This window comes from Achromobacter sp. FW305-C-28, from assembly GCF_058783235.1.
Genome location: NZ_JBYSYL010000001.1, coordinates 414,300 through 433,196 on the forward strand (window position 1 = coordinate 414,300; position 18,897 = coordinate 433,196).

Below are 18,897 nucleotides of genomic sequence, written 5' to 3' on the forward strand. Positions count from 1 at the left end.
ATATGGAAGCGATCAAAGATTTCTTCGGCAGCTTGATGCTGGCCGAACTGCTCAAGGGCATGCGCCTGACGGGCAAGTATTTCTTCAAGCGCAAGGTCACCTTGCGCTACCCGCAGGAAAAGACGCCCACGTCGGCGCGTTTCCGCGGGCTGCACGCATTGCGTCGCTACCCCAACGGGGAAGAGCGCTGCATCGCGTGCAAACTGTGTGAAGCCGTGTGCCCCGCACTGGCCATCACCATCGAATCGGACCAGCGCGATGACGGCACCCGCCGCACCACGCGTTACGACATCGACCTGACCAAGTGCATTTTCTGCGGCTTCTGTGAGGAAAGCTGCCCCGTGGACTCGATCGTGGAAACCCATATCCACGAATACCACGGCGAAAAGCGCGGCGACCTGTATTTCACCAAAGACATGCTGCTCGCCGTGGGCGACCGCTACGAAGCCGACATCGCCCGCCGCCGGGCCGAAGACGCTCCCTACCGTTGAGCCCAGGGTCCTGATCCATGACTTTTACCACTGTCCTGTTTTACATACTGGCCGCCGTGCTGGTGATCGCGGCGTTCCGCGTGATCACCGCGCGCAGCCCGGTCACCGCCGTCCTGCACCTGATCCTGGCCTTCACCAACGCGGCCATGCTCTGGATGCTGCTGGGCGCCGAGTTCCTCGCGCTGCTGCTGGTGCTGGTGTACGTGGGCGCCGTGATGGTGCTCTTCCTGTTCGTCGTCATGATGCTGGACATCCGCATGGATGCGCTGCGCCAAGGCATGAAGACCTACCTGCCGCTGGGCCTGATCATCGGTCTGGTCATGGTGGTGGAAATGGCCTTCGTGCTGGGGTCGACCTGGTACGGCTCGGGCCCGCAAGCCCCGGTTGCCGGCGACTACAACAACGCCCGTGCCCTCGGTGAAGTGATGTACACGCAGTACATCTACGCCATCGAAGTCGGCGCCGCGCTGCTGCTGGTCGGCATGGTCGCTGCCATTGCCCTGACCCTGCGCCGCCGCCGCGACGTCAAGTACAACGACCCGGTTGCCGCCGTCCGCGTGCGCTCGAAGGATCGCTTCCGCATGGTGAGCATGCCCGCCCAGAGCGAGCGCGCCCAGGCCAGGAACGGCGCCTCGGCGCCTGCCGCCGCGCCCCAAGGAGAAAAACAATGACGCTGACGCTGGCCCACTATCTGATCCTGGGGGCGATCCTGTTCGCCATCGGGATCTTCGGCATCTTCCTGAATCGCCGCAACCTGATCATTCTCCTGATGTCCATCGAGCTGGTGCTCCTGGCCGTCAACATGAACTTCGTGGCGTTCTCCAGCTGGTTCGGCGACACCGCCGGCCAGGTGTTCGTGTTCTTCATCCTGACCGTGGCTGCCGCTGAAGCGGCGATCGGCCTGGCCATTCTGGTGCTGCTATTCCGCAACCTGAACACGATCAACGTTGACGATCTCGATCGCCTGAAGGGCTGACGGGGTATTGGAAGAAAATGTCTAGCTCACCCAATCTCTACCTGCTCATCGCGCTGGCGCCGCTGGCCGGAGCAATTCTCGCGGGCCTTTTCGGCACTGGCTTCCTGGGCCGTCCCATCGGTCGGCGCGCCTCGCACGTCATCACCATCCTGGGCGTGCTCATTTCCGCCATCGGTTCGGTGGTGGTGCTGGGCGACGTGCTCAACGGCCTGCGCTTTGACGGCGCGGTCTACACCTGGAGCCTGATCGGCCAGACCAAGCTGGAAATCGGCTTCCTGATCGATCCGCTGTCGGCCATGATGATGGTCGTGGTGACCTCGGTGTCGCTGATGGTGCACATCTACACCATCGGCTACATGGCCGACGATCCCGGCTACCAGCGCTTCTTCTCGTACATCTCGCTGTTCACGTTCTCCATGCTGATGCTGGTGATGTCGAACAACATGGTGCAGCTGTTCTTCGGCTGGGAAGCGGTGGGCCTGGTGTCGTACCTGCTGATCGGTTTCTGGTACACCCGCCCCACGGCGATCTTCGCCAACATGAAGGCGTTCCTGATCAACCGCGTCGGCGACTTCGGTTTCGTGCTGGGCATCGGCCTGCTGTTCGCCTATGCCGGCACCATGCACTATGGCGAAGTCTTCGCCCAGGCCGACAAGCTGGCCACCCTGACGCTGCCCGGCTCGGACTGGATGCTGCTGACGGTGGCGTGTATTTGCCTGTTCATCGGCGCCATGGGCAAGTCGGCGCAGGTGCCCCTGCACGCCTGGCTGCCTGACTCGATGGAAGGCCCGACCCCGATCTCCGCGCTGATCCACGCCGCCACCATGGTGACGGCCGGCATTTTCATGGTCGCGCGTTTCTCGCCGCTGTTCGAACTGTCGGACGTGGCGCTGTCGTTCATCATCGTGATTGGCGCCATCGGCGCGCTGTTCCTGGGCATCCTGGGCATCATCCAGACCGACATCAAGCGCGTGGTCGCGTATTCCACGCTGTCGCAGCTGGGCTACATGACCGTCGCGCTGGGCGCCTCGGCCTACTCGGTGGCGATCTTCCACCTGATGACGCACGCGTTCTTCAAGGCACTGCTGTTCCTGGGCGCCGGTTCGGTCATCATCGGCATGCACCACGACCAGGACATCCGCAACATGGGCGGCCTGCGCAAGTACATGCCCATCACCTGGATCACGTTCCTTCTGGGCACGCTGGCCCTGGTCGGCACGCCGTTCTTCTCGGGTTTCTACTCGAAGGAACACATCATCGAAGCCGCCGGCGCCGCCCATGTGTGGGGCGCAAGCTTTGCCTACTACGCCACGCTGATCGGTGTGTTCGTGACCTCGCTGTACTCGTTCCGCGTGTACTTCCTGGTCTTCCACGGCAAGGAACGTTTCGACACCAGCGACCACGGCCATGGCCATGGTCATGATGCCCACGGCCACGACGACCACGGCCACGACGACCACGGCCACGACGACCACGGTCATGACGACCACGGCCACCACGGCGGCAAGCCGCATGAGTCGCCCTGGGTCGTGACCCTGCCGCTCATCCTGCTCGCGATCCCGTCGGTGCTGGTGGGCGCCTGGGCGGTCGATCCCATGCTGTTCGGCAAGTTCTTCAACGGCGTGATCACGGTGCTGCCGCAGCATCCGGCCATGCACGAGCTGCACGAAGAATGGCACGGCTGGGTGGCCTTCGGCCTGCACGCCTTCCAGACCCTGCCGTTCTGGCTGGTCGTGGCGGGTGCGGTCATCGCCTGGTACTGCTACCTGATCAACCCGAAGGTTCCGGCCGCGATCAAGTCCAGCCTGTCGGGCGTGAACAAGGTGCTTGAAAACAAGTACTACGTCGACTGGGTCAACGAGCAGATCATCGCGCGCGGCCTGCGCTGCCTGGGCCGTGGCCTGTGGCAGACCGGCGACCGCGGCATCATCGATGGCTTCCTGATCAACGGTAGCGCCCGCGTGGTGGGCTGGGTGGCTGCAGTCAGCCGTCACCTGCAGTCCGGCTTCATCTATCACTACGCGTTCGCAATGATCATCGGCATCATGGCGCTGGTGACTTTCTTTGTGCTGATTCCCCAATGATGGCAAGCGAGATGGCATCCAACACTTTCCCCTGGCTCACGCTTGCGATCTTTGTCCCGATCGTATTCGGCCTGCTGGTGCTGGCGGTGGGCCGAGACGACCGTCCCGGCCTGACGCGCGGCCTGTCGCTGATCGGCTCGATCGCCGGCTTCCTCGTCACGATTCCGCTGTACACCGGGTTCGACTCCAAGACGGCTGCCATGCAGTTCGTCGAGAAGGCCTCCTGGATCGAAGCCTTCAACGTCAATTACCACCTGGGCATCGACGGCATTTCGCTGTGGTTCGTGCTCCTGACCGCCTTCATCACCATCATCGTGGTGCTGGCCGGCTGGGAAGTCATCACCAGCCGCGTGGCGCAATACATGGCCGCCTTCCTGATCCTGTCGGGTCTGATGGTGGGCGTGTTCGCCGCGCTGGACGGCATGCTGTTCTACGTGTTCTTCGAAGCCACGCTGATCCCGATGTACATCATCATCGGCGTCTGGGGCGGACCGAACCGTGTGTACGCGGCATTCAAGTTCTTCCTGTACACCCTGATGGGCTCGCTGCTGACGCTGGTCGCGTTCATCTACCTGTGGCACGCCTCGGGCGGTTCGTTCGACATCCTGACCTGGCAGCAGACCAAGCTGGGCTACACCCCGCAGATCCTGATCTTCGTGGCGTTGCTGGCGGCCTTTGCAGTCAAGGTGCCCATGTGGCCGGTGCACACGTGGTTGCCTGACGCCCACGTCGAAGCCCCCACGGGCGGCTCCATCGTGCTGGCCGCGATCATGCTGAAGCTGGGCGCCTACGGTTTCCTGCGCTTCTCGCTGCCGATCGCCCCTGACGCTTCGCACAGCCTGGCCGGCATGATGATCACGCTGTCGCTGATCGCCGTCATCTACATCGGCCTGGTCGCGATCGTCCAGGACGACATGAAGAAACTGGTGGCCTATTCGTCCGTTGCCCACATGGGCTTCGTGACGCTCGGCTTCTTCATCTTCAACACGGCCGGCGTCGAAGGCGCCATCGTGCAGATGATCTCGCACGGTTTCGTGTCGGGCGCCATGTTCATGTGTATCGGCGTGCTCTACGACCGCATGCACTCGCGCCGCATCGCCGACTACGGCGGCGTGGTCAACGTGATGCCGCGTTTCGCCACGTTCTTCATCCTGTTCTCGATGGCCAACAGCGGCCTGCCGGCCACCAGCGGTTTCGTCGGCGAGTTCATGGTGATCATGGGCGCGGTCGAGCACAACTTCTGGATCGGCCTCCTGGCGGCCACCGCGCTGATCCTGGGCGCTTCGTATTCGCTGTGGATGGTCAAGCGCGTGGTGCTGGGCGACATCGCCAATGACCACGTCCGTGAACTGACCGATATCAACCGCCGCGAATTCGTGATTCTTGGCGTGATGGCGATCGCCGTGCTGTACATGGGGATCTATCCCAAGCCCTTCACCGACGTCATGCACGTGTCGGTCGAGGCCCTGCTGCAACACGTTGCCGTCTCGAAACTGTAAGACAAGACAATGATGCAATCCCAAATCGATTTCGCCCTGGCGACGCCGGAAATCCTCCTGCTGGTTTTCGGCCTGGCTATCCTGCTCGTCGACGCGGTCAGCAATCACCCCGAGCGCAAGCCGACGTTCCTGCTGACCCTGCTTGCACTGGGCGTGCTGACCGTGGTGTCGGCGCTGCAGTGGAAGAACGGCGTTGCGGGTTCGACCTTCAACGGCCTGTACGTCACCGACGAACTGTCGCACCTGCTCAAGATCGCCTCGTACATCGCGGTGGCGGTCACGCTGGTCTACGGCCGTGTCTACGCCCAGCTGCGCGACATGATGCGCGGCGGTGAGCTCTACGTCCTGACGCTGTTCGCGCTGCTTGGCCAGATGGTCATGATCTCGTCGGGCAACCTGATCTCGATCTACCTGGGCCTGGAACTGATGTCCCTGGCGCTGTATGCGCTGATCGCCCTGCGCCGCGACAACGTCGTGGCCACCGAAGCCGCCATGAAGTACTTCGTGCTGGGCGCGCTGGCCTCGGGCTTCCTGCTGTACGGCATGTCGATGGTCTACGGCGCCACCGGTCACCTGGACCTGGCTGAAGTCTCCAAGGTCATCGCTGCCGGCAAGGCCGAGAAGCTGGCCCTGGTGTTCGGCATCGTGTTCCTGGTGTCGGGCCTGGCATTCAAGCTGGGCGCCGTGCCGTTCCACATGTGGGTGCCGGACGTCTACCAGGGTTCGCCCACCGCGGTCACCCTGATCCTGGGCGGCGCGCCCAAGCTGGCGGCCTTCGCCATCACGCTGCGCCTGCTCGTGGACGGCCTGCATGGCCTGGCCGCAGACTGGCAGCCGATGCTGATGATCCTGGCGGTGCTGTCGCTGGCCATCGGTAACCTGACCGCCATCGCGCAGACCAACTTCAAGCGCATGCTGGCCTACTCGACCATCTCGCACATGGGCTTCGTGCTGCTGGGCCTGATGTCGGGCTCGGTGGTGGGCAAGCCGGAACTGGCTTCGTCCGCCTACGGCGCGTCGCTGTTCTACATGCTGACGTACGTGCTGACCACGCTGGCCAGCTTCGGCATCGTGCTGCTGCTGTCGCGCCAGGGTTTCGAGTGCGAGCACATCGACGACCTGAAGGGCCTGAACCGCCGCAGCCCGTGGCATGCCGCCATCGTGCTGCTGCTGATGTTCTCGCTGGCCGGCATCCCGCCGCTGGTGGGCTTCTATGCCAAGCTGGCCGTGCTGCAGGCACTGATCAGCGCCGGCCATGTCACGCTGGCCGTGGTCGCGGTGATGTTCTCGCTGATCGGCGCGTTCTACTACCTGCGCGTGGTCAAGGTCGTGTACTTCGACGAACCCGCGGCCGATGCCGCCCCGATAGCAGCCACCTGCGGCCAACGCGGCGTGCTGTCGGTCAACGGCCTGTTGATCCTGGTGCTGGGCCTGTTGCCCGGCGGCCTGATGGCCCTGTGCGTGCAGGCCATCCGCAGCTCGCTCAGCCTGTAATCGGACCGGGCCATGAACCAGACCTTGGCGGTATGGCTCCTGATCGCGCTGGCGCTCGTCAGCGCGAACCTGCCGTTCCTGACCGAGCGCGTGTTCGCCGTGCTGCCCTGGAAGCAGGGCGGGGCGGATGCCGTCAAGCCGTTCTGGATGCGTCTGATCGAAGTGCTGGTGTTCTACCTGATCGTGGGCGCCCTGGGCTTCACGTTCGAGTCCGTGCTGGGCAACCGCTTCGCACAGACCTGGGAGTTCTACGCCATCACCCTGAGCCTGTACCTGGTGTTGGCGTATCCGGGGTTCGTGTACCGTTATCTTTTCAAACGGCATCCGCGCCTGCGCACTTGAACCGCAGGCTGTCGATAGGCCCAGAAGCCGCCAAACGCCCCGTCAGGGGCGTTTTTCATTGGGGGTGGCACAAGCGTGACGGTCCGGCCTTCGATCCGGTAGCGAGTCTCTGCGGGCGTCCCGCCGGGCACTGCCCGACAGGCGGGCATGGGGGCGCCTATCCGGGCCCATGTAGCGGCTGACCCTGGGGGTGGCAGGACGCGAGGCCAAGCGTCAGCGGCAAGGGGCGTGCTCAGAAACTGTTGGGAAAAACCATCGTTATGAGGTCAGGTTTATCGAGGAAATTTCCTTAACGCATGTTGTTTTTTCCTCTTTTGGTCTTATTTCACCAGTCTTTCAGGAACCTTTCAGCTTGTGCGGCCAGAATCGCAACCTACCGAAAAACAAGAATCGTTGTTATTCATATTCTGGAGAAGCCATTGAAATCCGAAGACTCCTTCGCCGTCACCTCGCTCAGCGGATCGCTGGCCGCGGTGCTGGCTACCCCGGCGCTGTTCCTGGCCCCGAACGCGCATGCGCAATCGGGCGGCCAGGGAGTGACGCAGTTGTCGCCCGTGCAGGTGCAGGGCGATTCGTACACGCCGTATGACGTCAAGGATTCCGCCTCCAAGAAGTTCACCGCGCCGCTGCTGGACACGCCGAAGTCGGTCCAGGTGATCCCCCAGGAAGTGATCCAGAACCAGGCGGCGTCCACGCTGACGGAAGCGTTGCGCAATTCCCCCGGCATCACCTTCGGCGCCGGCGAAGGCGGCAACCCCTTGGGCGACCGTCCCATCATCCGCGGCTATGACGCCCAGGCCAGCACCTACGTGGACGGCATGCGCGATATCGGCGCGACCTCGCGCGAAGTCTTCAACCTGGAGCAGATCGAAGTCATCAAGGGCTCGGACGGCGCCTATGGCGGCCGTGGCGGCGCGGGCGGCAGCATCAACCTGATAAGCAAGACGGCAAAGGCCGAGAATTTCACGGCTGCCAGCCTGGGTATCGGCACCGACAACTACTACCGCGGCACGATCGACAGCAATTGGCTGCTGGGTGAAAAGACGGCGTTCCGCCTGAACGCCATGTACCACGATGCTGATGTTGCCGGCCGAGACATGGTCAACAACAGCCGCTGGGGCGTGGCGCCCACGATCACGTTCGGTGTCAATTCGCCGACCCGCGTGACCTTGAGCTATTACCACATGCAGTCCGATGACTTGCCCGATAGCGGCATTCCGTACGCCTACCCGAGCACCAAGGTGCAGCGCAACGGCAGCTACATGGGCATCAAGGAAACGGGCCCCGCCAGCGTCAACCGCAATAATTTCTACGGCCTGGCCAGCGACTACCGCAAGACCACGTCCGACATGGGCACGATCGGCATCGAGCACGACTTTTCGGATCGCCTGACATTGCGCAATATGACCCGCTACACCTATTCCACCCAGGACTACGTGTGGACCCAGCCTGACGACAGCCAGGGCAACGTGCTCAACGGGCGCGTCTGGCGCCGCGCGAACACGCGCAGCAGCAGCGTCGACAGCTTGGCCAACCAGACCGAATTGGTGGGCAAGTTCGACACCGGCTCGCTCAAGCACAGCTTCAACGTGGGTATCGAGCTGTCCAAGGAAGAGGGCAAGAAGGATTCGCTGGCGATCAATCGAGGCTCGGGCACGCCGGGCAAGAACAACGCCTGCAATTTCCTGGGCGCGGCCTCGGGCTACAACTGCACGAGTCTGTACGATCCGGATCCGCATGATCCCTGGGTCAACACGCTGGACGGTGACCGCGTCGGCCAGCCGACCAAGTCGCGCACGATCACCAAGTCGATCTACGCGTTCGACACCGTCGAACTGACGCCGCAATGGCTGATCAACGGCGGCTTGCGCCTGGATCGCTACGAGACCAAGTTCACCAATACGCCCGCCAACAACTTCCAGGTCATCAAGCGTGACGACACGCTGGTGAACTACCAGTTGGGCCTGGTGTTCAAGCCCACGGATAACGGCAGCATCTACGTGTCCTACGCCACGTCGTCCACGCCGTCCAACGCGACGCTGGGTGAAGGCAGCGAAAGCCTCGCGCTGACGCCCGGACGCGGCAACGTAGGCTTGAACGCGGCAGACTTGGCGCCGGAAAAGAACAAGACCTATGAAGTCGGCACCAAGTGGGACGTGCTGGACCGCCGCATGACCCTGACGGCCGCGCTGTTCCGCACCGAGACGACAAACGCGCGGGTCACGCTGCCTACCGGCGACTACGCCATGGCCGGCAAGAAGGAAGTCAACGGCCTGGAACTGGGTTTCTCGGGTGCCATCACCCCCGCGTGGCAGGTGTTCGGTGGCTACACCTACATGAAGAGCAAGCTGAAGGACGGTTCGGGCGCGGATGAGGGCAACAATTTCCCCAATACGCCTGAAAACAGCTTCAGCCTCTGGTCCACTTATGCGGTGACGCAGGACCTGACGTTGGGTGGCGGGGCCTACTACGTGGGCAAGCAGTACGGCAACACGGCCAACACCGCGTACATCCCGTCGTACTGGCGCTTTGACGCGATGGCCGGCTACCGCTTCAACAAGAACTGGAACGTGCAGCTGAACGTGTTCAACCTGTTCGACAAGACCTACTACGACAAGGCGTATCCGGCTCACTACGCCAACATCGCACCGGGACGCTCGGCGATCCTGAGCGTGAACATGCGTTACTGATCGATCGGTTCCCGCGCCGCGTCCGCGCGGCCCGGGCCGGTGCTGCCGCTCCATCGGACGGCAGGGCAAGAAAAAGCCACCTTGAAAAAGGTGGCTTTTTTACGTCTTGCGGCAGCCGGGAGTCAGCTTTCGAACCAGTTCAGCACGCCATCCAGGCCCGACACGTTCAGCGCGTAGCGCGTCTGCTGCCGCACCAGCGGCTTGGCGTGATAAGCCACCGGAAACCCGGCCGCGCCCAGCATCTTCAGGTCGTTGGCACCGTCGCCCATGGCGATGATCTGCTCTTTGGTGGCGCCATGGGTGCGGGCGAATTCACGCAGGTAGACGGCCTTGGCGTCGGCGTCCAGGATGTCGCCCAGCACGCGGCCAGTCAGAACGCCGTTGTCGATTTCCAGCGTGTTGGCATGCGCGCTGTCCAGTTTCAGGCGTTCGCGCAGACGGTCGGTGAAGAAGGTGAAGCCGCCCGACACCAGCAGCACCTTGATGCCCGCGGCCTGCGCCGTGGTGATCAGGCGTTCGGCGCCGGGGTTCAGGCGCAGCTTCTCGGTGTAGACCTGTTCCAGCGCCTCGGCCGGCACATCCTTGAGCAGGGCGACGCGGCGGCGCAGGCTTTCGGAGAAGTCCTTGATTTCACCGCGCATTGCGGCTTCGGTGATCTCGGAAACCTTGTCCTTCACGCCGGCCACGCCCGCGATCTCGTCAATGCACTCGATGTTGATCAGCGTCGAATCCATGTCCATCGCCAGCACCTTGCAGTGCGACAGCTTCAGGCCGGCGGGCAGGAAGGCGATGTCGATGCCATGGCGTTCGGCCCAGCCGGTCACGTCGGCGCGCGTGGCGTCGTCGTGTTGCACGTCGAGCAGCCGGGCGGCCGTGGCGCTGATGCGGGCTACACCCTGGGCCTGGGCCAGCGCGGCGATCTGCTCGGCGTGTTCGACCGTCAGGCCGGGAGATTGAACGACAAGGTGATGGATAGTCATAAAGATGCGAATGTCGGGGCGGGTTACTTCAAGGCGCGCAGCACGGCGCGCACGGCGTCGGCGCGGGCGGGTATTTGCGCAGCCTTGATCTCAACCCGCAATTTATCCTGTCCGGCGAGTTTGATGTGGCGTTGGCGCTGCACCAGTTCAATGATTTTGGCGGGATCGACGCTGGTCTTGGGGCCGAACTGCAGCAGCGCCTGGGTTTCGCTGGCGTCGATCTTGACGATGCCCAGCGGTTGCGCGGCCAGGCGCAGGCGGTGCGTGGTGAGGAGCGTCTGGGCGGCTTCGGGCAGTTTGCCGAAGCGGTCGATCAGCTCTTCCTGGATGTGGATCAGGTCGTCTTCATCGGCGGCATGGGCCAGGCGCTTGTACACGCCCAGGCGTGCATGCACATCGGCGCAATAGTCGGACGGCAGCAGCGCGGGCGCATGCAGGTTGACCTCGCAAGCCAGGTTGAAGGGCGCATCCAGGTCGGGTTCTTCGCCGGCGCGCAGGGCGCGCACGGCTTCGTTGAGCATCTCGTTGTACATCGAGAAACCCACTTCCTGGATGTTGCCGGACTGCGAGTCGCCCAGCACTTCGCCGGTGCCGCGGATCTCCAGGTCGTGCATGGCCAGGTAAAAGCCCGAGCCCAGTTCTTCCATGGCCTGGATGGCTTCCAGCCGCTTCTTGGCGTTGCTGGTGATGGCGTCCTCGCCCGGCGTGAGCAGGTAGGCGTAGGCCTGGTGATGCGAACGGCCGACGCGGCCGCGCAGCTGATGCAGTTGCGCCAGGCCGAAGCGGTCGGCGCGGTGGATCACGATGGTGTTGGCGCTGGGTACGTCGATGCCGGTTTCGATGATGGTGGTGCACAGCAGCACGTTGTAGCGCTGTTGGTAGAAGCCCTTCATCACCTGTTCCAGCTCGCGCTCGGGCATCTGGCCGTGGGCCACCGCGATGCGGGCCTCGGGCACCAGCTCTTCCAGCCGGGCGCGGCGGTTGTGGATGGTTTCGACCTCGTTGTGCAGGAAATAGCACTGGCCGCCGCGCTTGAGTTCGCGCAGCAGTGCCTCACGCAGCGTGCTGCCGTCTTCGCGCCGCACGAAGGTCTTGATGGCCAGGCGCTTCTGCGGCGCGGTGGCGATGACGGAGAAATCGCGTATGCCTTCCAGCGACATGCCCAGGGTGCGCGGAATCGGCGTGGCGGTCAGGGTCAGCACGTCGACCTCGGCGCGCAGCGCCTTCAGCGCTTCTTTCTGGCGCACGCCGAAACGGTGTTCTTCATCGATGATGACCAGGCCCAGGCGCTTGAACTTCACGTCCTTGGACAGGATCTTGTGGGTGCCGATCACGATGTCGACGCGGCCATCGTTGATGCCCTCGATGGCGGCCGCGACTTCCTTGGGCGAGCGGAAGCGCGACAGTTCCACCACGCGCACGGGCCAGTCGGCGAAACGGTCCGAGAAGGTCTGCGCGTGCTGTTCGGCTAGCAGGGTAGTGGGGCAGAGCAGGGCGACCTGCTTGCCATTGGCCACGGCCAGGAACGCCGCGCGCAGCGCGACTTCTGTCTTGCCGAAGCCGACGTCGCCGCAGACCAGGCGGTCCATCGGCCGGCCCGAGGTCATGTCAGCCAGCACGGCTTCGATGGCGGCGGCCTGGTCGGCGGTCTCCTCGAAGCCGAAGCCTTCGGCGAAGGCCTGGTAGTCGTTGAGCGGCAGGTTGAACGCGAAGCCTTCGCGCGCGGCGCGCTGGGCGTACAGGGCGAGCAGTTCGGCGGCGGTGTCGCGCACCTGCTTGGCCGCCTTGCGGCGGGCCTTGTCCCACTGGCCCGAGCCCAGCTGGTGCAGCGGCGCGGCTTCCGGATCGGCGCCGCTGTAGCGGGCGATCACGTGCAGCTGCGACACCGGCACGTACAGGGTGCTGCCGTTGGCGTATTCGAGATGCAGGAATTCCATCTCGCCTTCGCCCATGTCCATGTTGACCAGGCCATGGTAGCGGCCGATGCCGTGCTGCGCGTGCACCACCGGGTCGCCGGCGCGCAGTTCGGACAGGTCGCGCACCATCGCTTCGACGTTGCTGGCGCGTTCCTGGTCGCGCTTGCCGCGCCGGCCGGTGCTGGCCAGGCCCGGATACAGGTCGTTTTCGGTCAGGAAGGCCAGGTTGGCCTGGGGCAACTCGAAGCCGGTGGCCAGCGGCGCGGCGACGATGCCGAAGTGCGCGTCGGACGCCAGGAAGGCCTCGACCGTGTCCGGCTGGGCATCCGGCGTGACGCCGAACTCGTTCAGCATCTGCACCAGCGTCTCGCGCCGGCCGGCCGAATCGGCGCACAGCAGCACGCGGCCCTGGTGCTTGCCGACCAGGGTGCGCAGCTTGGCGATCGGGTCGTCGGAGCGGCGCGCTACGCTGACGTCGGGGGCGGCACGGAAGTCGGGGTGCGGCTGGCCGGCGGCCAGCGACAGGCGGCGGAAAGCCTTCAGGTGGGCGTACAGCGCCTGTTCGTCCAGGAACAGGGCCGACGGCGGCAGCACCGGACGTTCGCGGTCGCTCTTGAGGAAGGTGTAGCGGCTGCCGGTGTCCTGGCTGAACCGCATCATCGCGTCGTCGATGTCGCCCACCGTGACGGTGATGGTGCCTTCGGTCAGGTAGTCGAACAGCGTGGCGGTTTCTTCGAAGAACAGCGGCAGGTAGTACTCGACCCCGGCGAACGGGATGCCGTTGCCGATGTCCTTGTAGGGCAGGGCGCGCGACGGGTCGCCTTCGAAGACCTCGCGGAAGCGCGCGCGAAAGCGGTTGCGCGAATCCTCGTCCATCGGGAATTCGCGGCCAGGCAGCAGCTGCACCTCGCGGACCGGATACAGGCTGCGCTGGGTGTCCACGTCGAAGCTGCGGATCGTTTCGATTTCGTCGTCGAACAGGTCCAGCCGGTAGGGCAGCGCCGAGCCCATCGGGAACAGGTCGATCAGCCCGCCGCGCAGGCAGAATTCGCCGGGCGCGGTGACCTGGGTGACGTGGTTGTAGTTGGCCAGCGTGAGTTGCGCCCGCAACGCGGCTTCATTCAGCTTGTCTTTCTGGCGGAACGAAAACGTGTAGGCCGCCAGGAACGAGGGCGGGGCCAGCCGGTACAGCGCCGTGGTCACCGGCACCGTCAGCACGTCCACGGACTTGGTCATCAGCGAATGAAGGGTGTGCAGGCGCTCGGAGATCAGGTCCTGGTGCGGGGAAAAGGCGTCGTAGGGCAGCGTTTCCCAGTCGGGCAGCTGGCGCACCCGCAGCCCGGGGGCGAACAGGGCGATTTCCTCGGCCAGGCGCTGCGCTTCAAGGGGCTCGGCGGTCAGGATCACCAGGGGCGCGGCCGCCTGCCGGGCCAGGTCGGCCAGCAGCCAGGCGTCGCCGGACCCCGGCGGGCGGGGCTGGGCGTAGCGCGCGCCGGCTTTCAGCGCGGCAAGAGTGGGGGCGGTCGCGGGGACGGGCGGCGCTGCCGTGGCGGAGGAGGAAGGGGCGGGCATCAGGCTGGGAGCAGGCATCAAGCGGAAGATTATAAAATCACCGAACCATGTCTGACTCAATCATTGCGATCGTTCCCGCCGCCGGCGTCGGCGCCCGCGCCAGCCGGCCCGGTGCCGAGGCCGTGCCCAAACAATATCGTCCGCTGGCCGGACAGCCCATGCTGCGCCACGCGGTCCTGGCGTTGCTGGCCGACGACCGCGTGTCGCAGGTGCGGGTGGCCGTGACGCCGGGCGACGGCTGGGTCGACCAGGCCTTGGCAGGGCTGCCGCGCACCGTGTGGCGGGCTTGCGGTGGCGCGACCCGCGCCGATACCGTGGCCGGGGCCTTGGCCGACAGCGGCGTACCCGACGATACCTGGGTGCTGGTGCACGATGCCGCCCGTCCCGGGCTGCCCGCCGCCGCGCTGGCCCGCCTGATCGACGCCTGCCTGCAAGACCCCGTGGGCGGCCTGCTGGCGCTGCCGGTGGCGGATACGGTCAAGGGCGGCCACGAGCGGGTCGAGCGCACGCTGGACCGTAACGGCCTGTGGCTGGCGCAGACCCCGCAGATGTTCCGGGCGGGCGCGCTGCGCGACGCCCTGACGGCCGCCGCCGTGAACGGCGTGGCGGTCACCGACGAGGCCTCGGCCCTGGAGGCCGCGGGCTATGCGCCCCTGCTGGTACCGGGCGCGATGCGCAATTTCAAAGTGACCTGGCCGGACGATTTCGAACTGATGGAAAAATGGCTATGAGTATTCCCTTCCGCGTCGGACAAGGTTTTGACGTACACGCGCTGGTCGAGGGGCGCCCGCTGATCATCGGCGGCGTGACCATCCCCCACACGCACGGCCTGTTGGGCCATTCCGATGCGGATGTGCTGCTGCACGCCATCACGGACGCGCTACTGGGCGCCGCCGGCCTGGGCGACATCGGCCGCCACTTCCCGGATACCGACCCGGCCTTCAAAGGCGCGGACAGCCGGGTATTGCTGCGCGAAGCCATGGCGCGCGTGCGCGCCGCCGGCTGGGTACCCGTCAACATCGACGCCACCGTGCATGCGCAGGCCCCCAAGATCGGCCCGCATGCGCCCGCCATGGTCAAGCACATCGCGTCGGACACCGGCCTGGCTGAAACCGAGGTCAACATCAAGGCCAAGACCAACGAGGGCTTGGGCTATCTGGGCCGCAAAGAGGGCATCTCGGCCACCGTGGTAGCGTTGCTCGCCCGCGCCTGACCGTTGTTTTTTTATATACGCGGATACATGTATATAACTAATTAACAAACGGAAAATATGGGCGCAAATGGCGTCCTTATTGCGGTCTGGCCCAGATGCCGCGCCGTTTGGGCCTGACTGCCGAAATCACGGCCTGTTTTCGTCTTGCGACGGGGTTTGAACTGGAATATTCTCCGCTATTCTCGCCTGAATATTAGGGACACTAGGATGCATGTACGTGGCGTTGCCCTGTTTTTGGCCCTCGTCGCATTTGGTTCGCCAGCACATGCTGAATTCGAGCAGCAACTCGGCCCGCTGGCCGGCGCGGTACGGCAGCAAATGCTGCAAGGCTGGACCGCAGGGGTCCAGGATGGCTGGTTCACCCTTCGCAACAAAGAGACCAGCGGCAGCGAACAGACGCTGTACCTGAATCTCGGGCCGGCGCCGGAAACGGGCCGCATCATCGACGTCAACGTCGTCCTGAATTCGCAGAAGCCCAAGGCCTCCATCGGCGTCGCGCTGACCAACCGCGCACGCAAGGGCCTGTGCCTGATCGAAATCACCGCCGACAAGAACACCCAGCTGTTCTGCCTGGACGGGCAGAATCGGCGCGACATCGCATCGGTGCCCAACCTGGCCAAGCTCGATGGTTCCGACCGCATCAAAGTGGTGGAAGTTCCGGGCGCCGCGCGCTTCATCGTGAACGGCCAGAAGATCGGTGACGTCGAAGATGCCGCCGCGCTGGGTTCCGAGGTCGGCATCATGGCGTACGACGTCGGCACGTTCGGCATCGCCGACTTCACAGTCAATTCCAACCTGGCACCCGCCAAGTCCGGTGGCGGCAACGCCCAGACCGGCGGCTTGCCGGCACGCAGCGGCGGTGGCGGGCAGCAGGGTGCGCCCCAGCAGACCGCGCCCCAGCAGGCCCCGGCCTCGGGCAACAACAGCGGTTTGCCGGGCTCTGGCCCCTATCCCCGTTTCGGCGGCGACTCCACCCGTATCGTGGCGGTCTACGTCGGCATCATGCGCAGCATTTTCCTGCACGAGTTCGGTCACGCCCTGATCGGCGAACTGGAACTGCCGTCCACGGGCGCCGAGGAAGACGCGGTCGATATCTATTCGGCGCTGCACATCGTCGAGCCGACCATGTACCCGTCCGACGACAAGGACACCAACACGATGGTGCAGGGCGCGGCCAAGTACGCGGCGCTGCAGTGGTACTACAGCGGCAAGCTGGCCGAAGCCAAGGGCGCGGGCAATTCGCCCTGGCAGGACGAGCACACGGGCGACCTCAAGCGCTTTCGCAACATGCTGTGCATCATGTATGGCGGCAACCCGGGCGTGTTTGAATCGCTGGTCGAGCAGGTCGGGTTCGAAGACCGCACCAAGGCCCGCTGCGGTGACGAGTTCACCAAGCAGAACCGTGCCTGGCGCCGGATCCTGGCCCCGTACACGCGAGTCGGCGCCTGGACGCCGGACGGCCAGCAGCCGGCCAACGCGCCCGGCGCTCCGGTCAACGTGACCTTCGAGCCGTCTTCGCGCCGCATCGGCAACCTGTTCGCCAACAACCTCTCGCAAGCCATTGGCGACAACATCAAGCTGCTGGGCAAGACCTACGTGCTGCCGCGGCCGGTAAACGTGACCTTCAAGGATTGCGGCAAGCTCAACGCCTGGTACAGCCCGCGCGAAGGCACCATCACGATGTGCTACGAGTTGATCGAGAACATCGCAGTGATGATTTCCGACATCGAAATGGGCACGGTCGGCGGCGAGATCAAGCAAGGTGGCGGCGCGCCCGGGCAGCAGCCCCGGCAACCGCAACAGCAGCCGCAGCAGCAGCCGCAGCAGCAGCCGCAGCAGCAACCGCAGCAGCAACCCTCTGGCGGCCAGCCTCAGCGCGCGCCGGCCGGCGGCTTCGACGAGCTGCAGGACATGGGCGTGCCGCCGACGAACCTGCTGTTCTCGGCGCCCTACAAAGGTCCGACGCCCATCAGCCACCCTCGCGCCAAGGTGATCACCACCAAGGACCTGGTCTATCTGCTCAAGAATGAGAAAAACCTCATGATGATCGATACCAGCGGCCTGCGTGAAACCGTGCCCGATGCGTATCCGCTGATCGACGCGGGCCAGGACGGCAGCGTCGCGGACCAGATGCAGAACGCGTTCGACGGCTGGCTGCACAAGAAGACGGGCACCGAGAAAGAGCACAACGTGCCCCTGGTCTTCATCGGCGCCAGCATGAACGACCGCTCGTCCTATAACGCCGCGCTGCGCGCCGGGACGCTGGGTTGGCCGGCCTACTGGTACCGTGGCGGAATCGAGGCCTGGGTCGCCAACGGCCTGCCGACCGTGCAGGTCAAGGCTGCCCAGGGCAATTGAGCATGAGCGCGTCGCCGTCAGCATGACGGTTGACGCGATCGCCGCCCAGCAAAAAGCCCGCCTGTTCGCACAGGCGGGCTTTTTTTATCGCCGCGAAACGCGGGTTTACTTGCCTTGGGCAGCCAGTGCCAGGGCGGCGGCATTGACCACGGAGGCGATGCGGCCAGCGTCGCGCAGTTGTTCCGTCGACAGGCCGTCCTTCTTCAGGTTCTCGTAGTGCGAAGCCACGCAGAAGTGGCACTTGCCGATGATGGAGGCCACCAGGGCGAACAGCTCGAAGCGCTTCTTGTCGACGCCGCCATGGGTGGCGTAGGCGTTCATGCGCAACTGGGCCGGCAGGCTCTTCAGTTGGGCATCGCCGGTCATTTCGACGTAGGGGTACCAGGTGTTGTTCATGCCCATGAGCGCGGAAGCAGTCAGCGCGGCATTGGCGTCGGCTTCGGACAGGCCGCTCTTGAAGGCCTCGACCAGCACCGGGCTGCGCGCGGCATAGGCGGCCGACAGGGCGGCGCCGACGGCGTCTTCCGGGGCCAGCGTCGAGCGGGCGATCACGGCGTCCAGATTCAGGCGGATGTCCTTGGCCCAATCCGGCAGCTGTTCCTTAATGGTCGTAAGAAATTCCATAGTTTTTACCTATAATCTAGAGCAGTTAAAGCCCAGCGAAGGACCCGCAAGCAGGTCCTCGGCCGGGCTGGAAATTACAGCGTGGCGCCGCCAACCGTACGGTTGCACGGGCACAGCTCGTCGGTTTGCAGGCCGTCGAGCAGACGCAGAACTTCTTCCGGGTTACGGCCGACGTTCAGGTTGTTCACCGAAACGTGCTGGATCGTGTTGTCCGGGTCGACGATGAAGGTGGCGCGCAGGGCAACGCCAGCACCCTTTTCGCGCACGCCCAGCTGGTCGATCAGGGCGCCGGTGGTGTCGCCGAACTGGTAGTGACCCAGCTTGTTCAGGTCCGGGTGCTCACGGCGCCAGGCCAGCTTGACGAATTCGTTGTCGCTCGAACCGCCCAGCAGGACGGCGTCGCGGTCTTCGAAATCCTTGGCCAGCTTGTTGAAGCCGACGATTTCGGTCGGGCAAACAAACGTGAAGTCTTTCGGGTAGAAGTAGATCACCTTCCACTTGCCGGGGAACGAGCTTTCGGTGATGTCTTCGAATGCGGACACGCCGTTTTCTTCGTGCTGGTTGAAGCCGGGCTTGACGCCGGTAACCTTGAAGGGCTCGAGTTTGTCGCCAACAGTTTTCATGTTTACTCCCAGTAGTTGTTGGTGGAATTAAGGCT

15 protein-coding genes are annotated in these 18,897 nt (G+C 64.4%); 11 read left to right on the forward strand and 4 right to left on the reverse strand.

Features of this window, described 5'->3' with window-relative positions; genetic code table 11:
• The first annotated feature begins 2 nt into the window (after positions 1 to 2).
• The 8 genes from nuoI to AC3WMR_RS01890 all read left to right on the forward strand — a co-directional run bounded on the left by nuoI (position 3) and on the right by AC3WMR_RS01890 (position 9,576).
• Complete coding sequence (gene nuoI / locus AC3WMR_RS01855; protein ID WP_025137063.1) at positions 3 to 491, forward strand: NADH-quinone oxidoreductase subunit NuoI; 489 nt, start codon at positions 3 to 5, stop codon at positions 489 to 491.
• A gap of 17 nt (positions 492 to 508) precedes the next feature.
• On the forward strand, positions 509 to 1,162 hold the full coding sequence (locus tag AC3WMR_RS01860; protein ID WP_492262442.1) for an NADH-quinone oxidoreductase subunit J: 654 nt from the start codon (positions 509 to 511) through the stop codon (positions 1,160 to 1,162).
• Complete coding sequence (gene nuoK, locus AC3WMR_RS01865; RefSeq protein WP_025137065.1) at positions 1,159 to 1,467, forward strand: NADH-quinone oxidoreductase subunit NuoK; 309 nt, start codon at positions 1,159 to 1,161, stop codon at positions 1,465 to 1,467. Before AC3WMR_RS01860 ends, nuoK begins: the two co-directional genes overlap by 4 nt.
• A gap of 17 nt (positions 1,468 to 1,484) precedes the next feature.
• Entirely contained in the window at positions 1,485 to 3,551 is a 2,067-nt protein-coding gene (gene nuoL / locus AC3WMR_RS01870) for an NADH-quinone oxidoreductase subunit L (RefSeq protein ID WP_492262443.1), read from the forward strand.
• Positions 3,548 to 5,050, forward strand: coding sequence for an NADH-quinone oxidoreductase subunit M (locus AC3WMR_RS01875; protein WP_263910425.1), 1,503 nt, complete (start codon positions 3,548 to 3,550; stop codon positions 5,048 to 5,050). Before nuoL ends, AC3WMR_RS01875 begins: the two co-directional genes overlap by 4 nt.
• Positions 5,051 to 5,059: 9 nt before the next feature.
• Positions 5,060 to 6,544 carry an NADH-quinone oxidoreductase subunit NuoN gene (gene nuoN, locus AC3WMR_RS01880; protein WP_492262444.1) on the forward strand — a complete coding sequence of 495 codons (1,485 nt, stop codon included), beginning with the start codon at positions 5,060 to 5,062 and terminating at the stop codon, positions 6,542 to 6,544.
• Between the two features lie 12 nt (positions 6,545 to 6,556).
• Entirely contained in the window at positions 6,557 to 6,886 is a 330-nt protein-coding gene (locus AC3WMR_RS01885) for a DUF2818 family protein (protein ID WP_492262445.1), read from the forward strand.
• 419 nt (positions 6,887 to 7,305) lie between these two features.
• A complete protein-coding gene (locus tag AC3WMR_RS01890) occupies positions 7,306 to 9,576 on the forward strand; it encodes a TonB-dependent receptor (protein WP_492262446.1) in 2,271 nt (756 codons plus the stop codon).
• A 122-nt stretch (positions 9,577 to 9,698) separates the two neighbouring features.
• On the opposite strand, the gene serB is transcribed toward AC3WMR_RS01890, so the two are convergent.
• On the reverse strand, positions 9,699 to 10,556 hold the full coding sequence (gene serB / locus AC3WMR_RS01895; protein ID WP_492262447.1) for a phosphoserine phosphatase SerB: 858 nt from the start codon (positions 10,554 to 10,556) through the stop codon (positions 9,699 to 9,701).
• A 23-nt stretch (positions 10,557 to 10,579) separates the two neighbouring features.
• The gene (mfd, locus tag AC3WMR_RS01900) at positions 10,580 to 14,062 is read right to left on the reverse strand and encodes a transcription-repair coupling factor (RefSeq protein WP_492262448.1); all 3,483 of its coding nucleotides are present in this window, start codon (positions 14,060 to 14,062) and stop codon (positions 10,580 to 10,582) included.
• Positions 14,063 to 14,091: 29 nt separating this feature from the next.
• Between mfd and ispD the strand changes: the two genes are divergently transcribed.
• The 3 genes from ispD (at position 14,092) to AC3WMR_RS01915 (ending at position 17,615) form a co-directional block, all read left to right on the forward strand.
• Complete coding sequence (gene ispD / locus AC3WMR_RS01905) at positions 14,092 to 14,775, forward strand: 2-C-methyl-D-erythritol 4-phosphate cytidylyltransferase (RefSeq protein ID WP_025137072.1); 684 nt, start codon at positions 14,092 to 14,094, stop codon at positions 14,773 to 14,775.
• A complete protein-coding gene (gene ispF, locus AC3WMR_RS01910) occupies positions 14,772 to 15,257 on the forward strand; it encodes a 2-C-methyl-D-erythritol 2,4-cyclodiphosphate synthase (protein WP_492262449.1) in 486 nt (161 codons plus the stop codon). The genes ispD and ispF overlap by 4 nt, the downstream gene beginning before the upstream one ends.
• Before the next feature lie 234 nt (positions 15,258 to 15,491).
• Complete coding sequence (locus AC3WMR_RS01915) at positions 15,492 to 17,615, forward strand: DUF4344 domain-containing metallopeptidase (RefSeq protein ID WP_492262450.1); 2,124 nt, start codon at positions 15,492 to 15,494, stop codon at positions 17,613 to 17,615.
• 105 nt (positions 17,616 to 17,720) lie between these two features.
• On the opposite strand, the gene AC3WMR_RS01920 is transcribed toward AC3WMR_RS01915, so the two are convergent.
• Positions 17,721 to 18,239, reverse strand: coding sequence for a carboxymuconolactone decarboxylase family protein (locus AC3WMR_RS01920; protein ID WP_025137075.1), 519 nt, complete (start codon positions 18,237 to 18,239; stop codon positions 17,721 to 17,723).
• A gap of 74 nt (positions 18,240 to 18,313) precedes the next feature.
• Positions 18,314 to 18,862 carry a peroxiredoxin gene (locus AC3WMR_RS01925; RefSeq protein WP_006389231.1) on the reverse strand — a complete coding sequence of 183 codons (549 nt, stop codon included), beginning with the start codon at positions 18,860 to 18,862 and terminating at the stop codon, positions 18,314 to 18,316.
• Between the last annotated feature and the right edge of the window lie 35 nt (positions 18,863 to 18,897).

What these genes read in the sequence shown, in the direction of transcription:
- nuoI (WP_025137063.1), top strand. Translation starts at nt 3, where the DNA reads ATGGAAGCGATCAAAGATTTCTTCGGCAGCTTGATGCTGGCCGAACTG.
- AC3WMR_RS01860 (WP_492262442.1), top strand. Translation starts at nt 509, where the DNA reads ATGACTTTTACCACTGTCCTGTTTTACATACTGGCCGCCGTGCTGGTG.
- nuoK (WP_025137065.1), top strand. Translation starts at nt 1,159, where the DNA reads ATGACGCTGACGCTGGCCCACTATCTGATCCTGGGGGCGATCCTGTTC.
- nuoL (WP_492262443.1), top strand. Translation starts at nt 1,485, where the DNA reads ATGTCTAGCTCACCCAATCTCTACCTGCTCATCGCGCTGGCGCCGCTG.
- AC3WMR_RS01875 (WP_263910425.1), top strand. Translation starts at nt 3,548, where the DNA reads ATGATGGCAAGCGAGATGGCATCCAACACTTTCCCCTGGCTCACGCTT.
- nuoN (WP_492262444.1), top strand. Translation starts at nt 5,060, where the DNA reads ATGATGCAATCCCAAATCGATTTCGCCCTGGCGACGCCGGAAATCCTC.
- AC3WMR_RS01885 (WP_492262445.1), top strand. Translation starts at nt 6,557, where the DNA reads ATGAACCAGACCTTGGCGGTATGGCTCCTGATCGCGCTGGCGCTCGTC.
- serB (WP_492262447.1), bottom strand. Translation starts at nt 10,556, where the DNA reads ATGACTATCCATCACCTTGTCGTTCAATCTCCCGGCCTGACGGTCGAA.
- mfd (WP_492262448.1), bottom strand. Translation starts at nt 14,062, where the DNA reads ATGCCTGCTCCCAGCCTGATGCCCGCCCCTTCCTCCTCCGCCACGGCA.
- ispD (WP_025137072.1), top strand. Translation starts at nt 14,092, where the DNA reads ATGTCTGACTCAATCATTGCGATCGTTCCCGCCGCCGGCGTCGGCGCC.
- ispF (WP_492262449.1), top strand. Translation starts at nt 14,772, where the DNA reads ATGAGTATTCCCTTCCGCGTCGGACAAGGTTTTGACGTACACGCGCTG.
- AC3WMR_RS01920 (WP_025137075.1), bottom strand. Translation starts at nt 18,239, where the DNA reads ATGGAATTTCTTACGACCATTAAGGAACAGCTGCCGGATTGGGCCAAG.
- AC3WMR_RS01925 (WP_006389231.1), bottom strand. Translation starts at nt 18,862, where the DNA reads ATGAAAACTGTTGGCGACAAACTCGAGCCCTTCAAGGTTACCGGCGTC.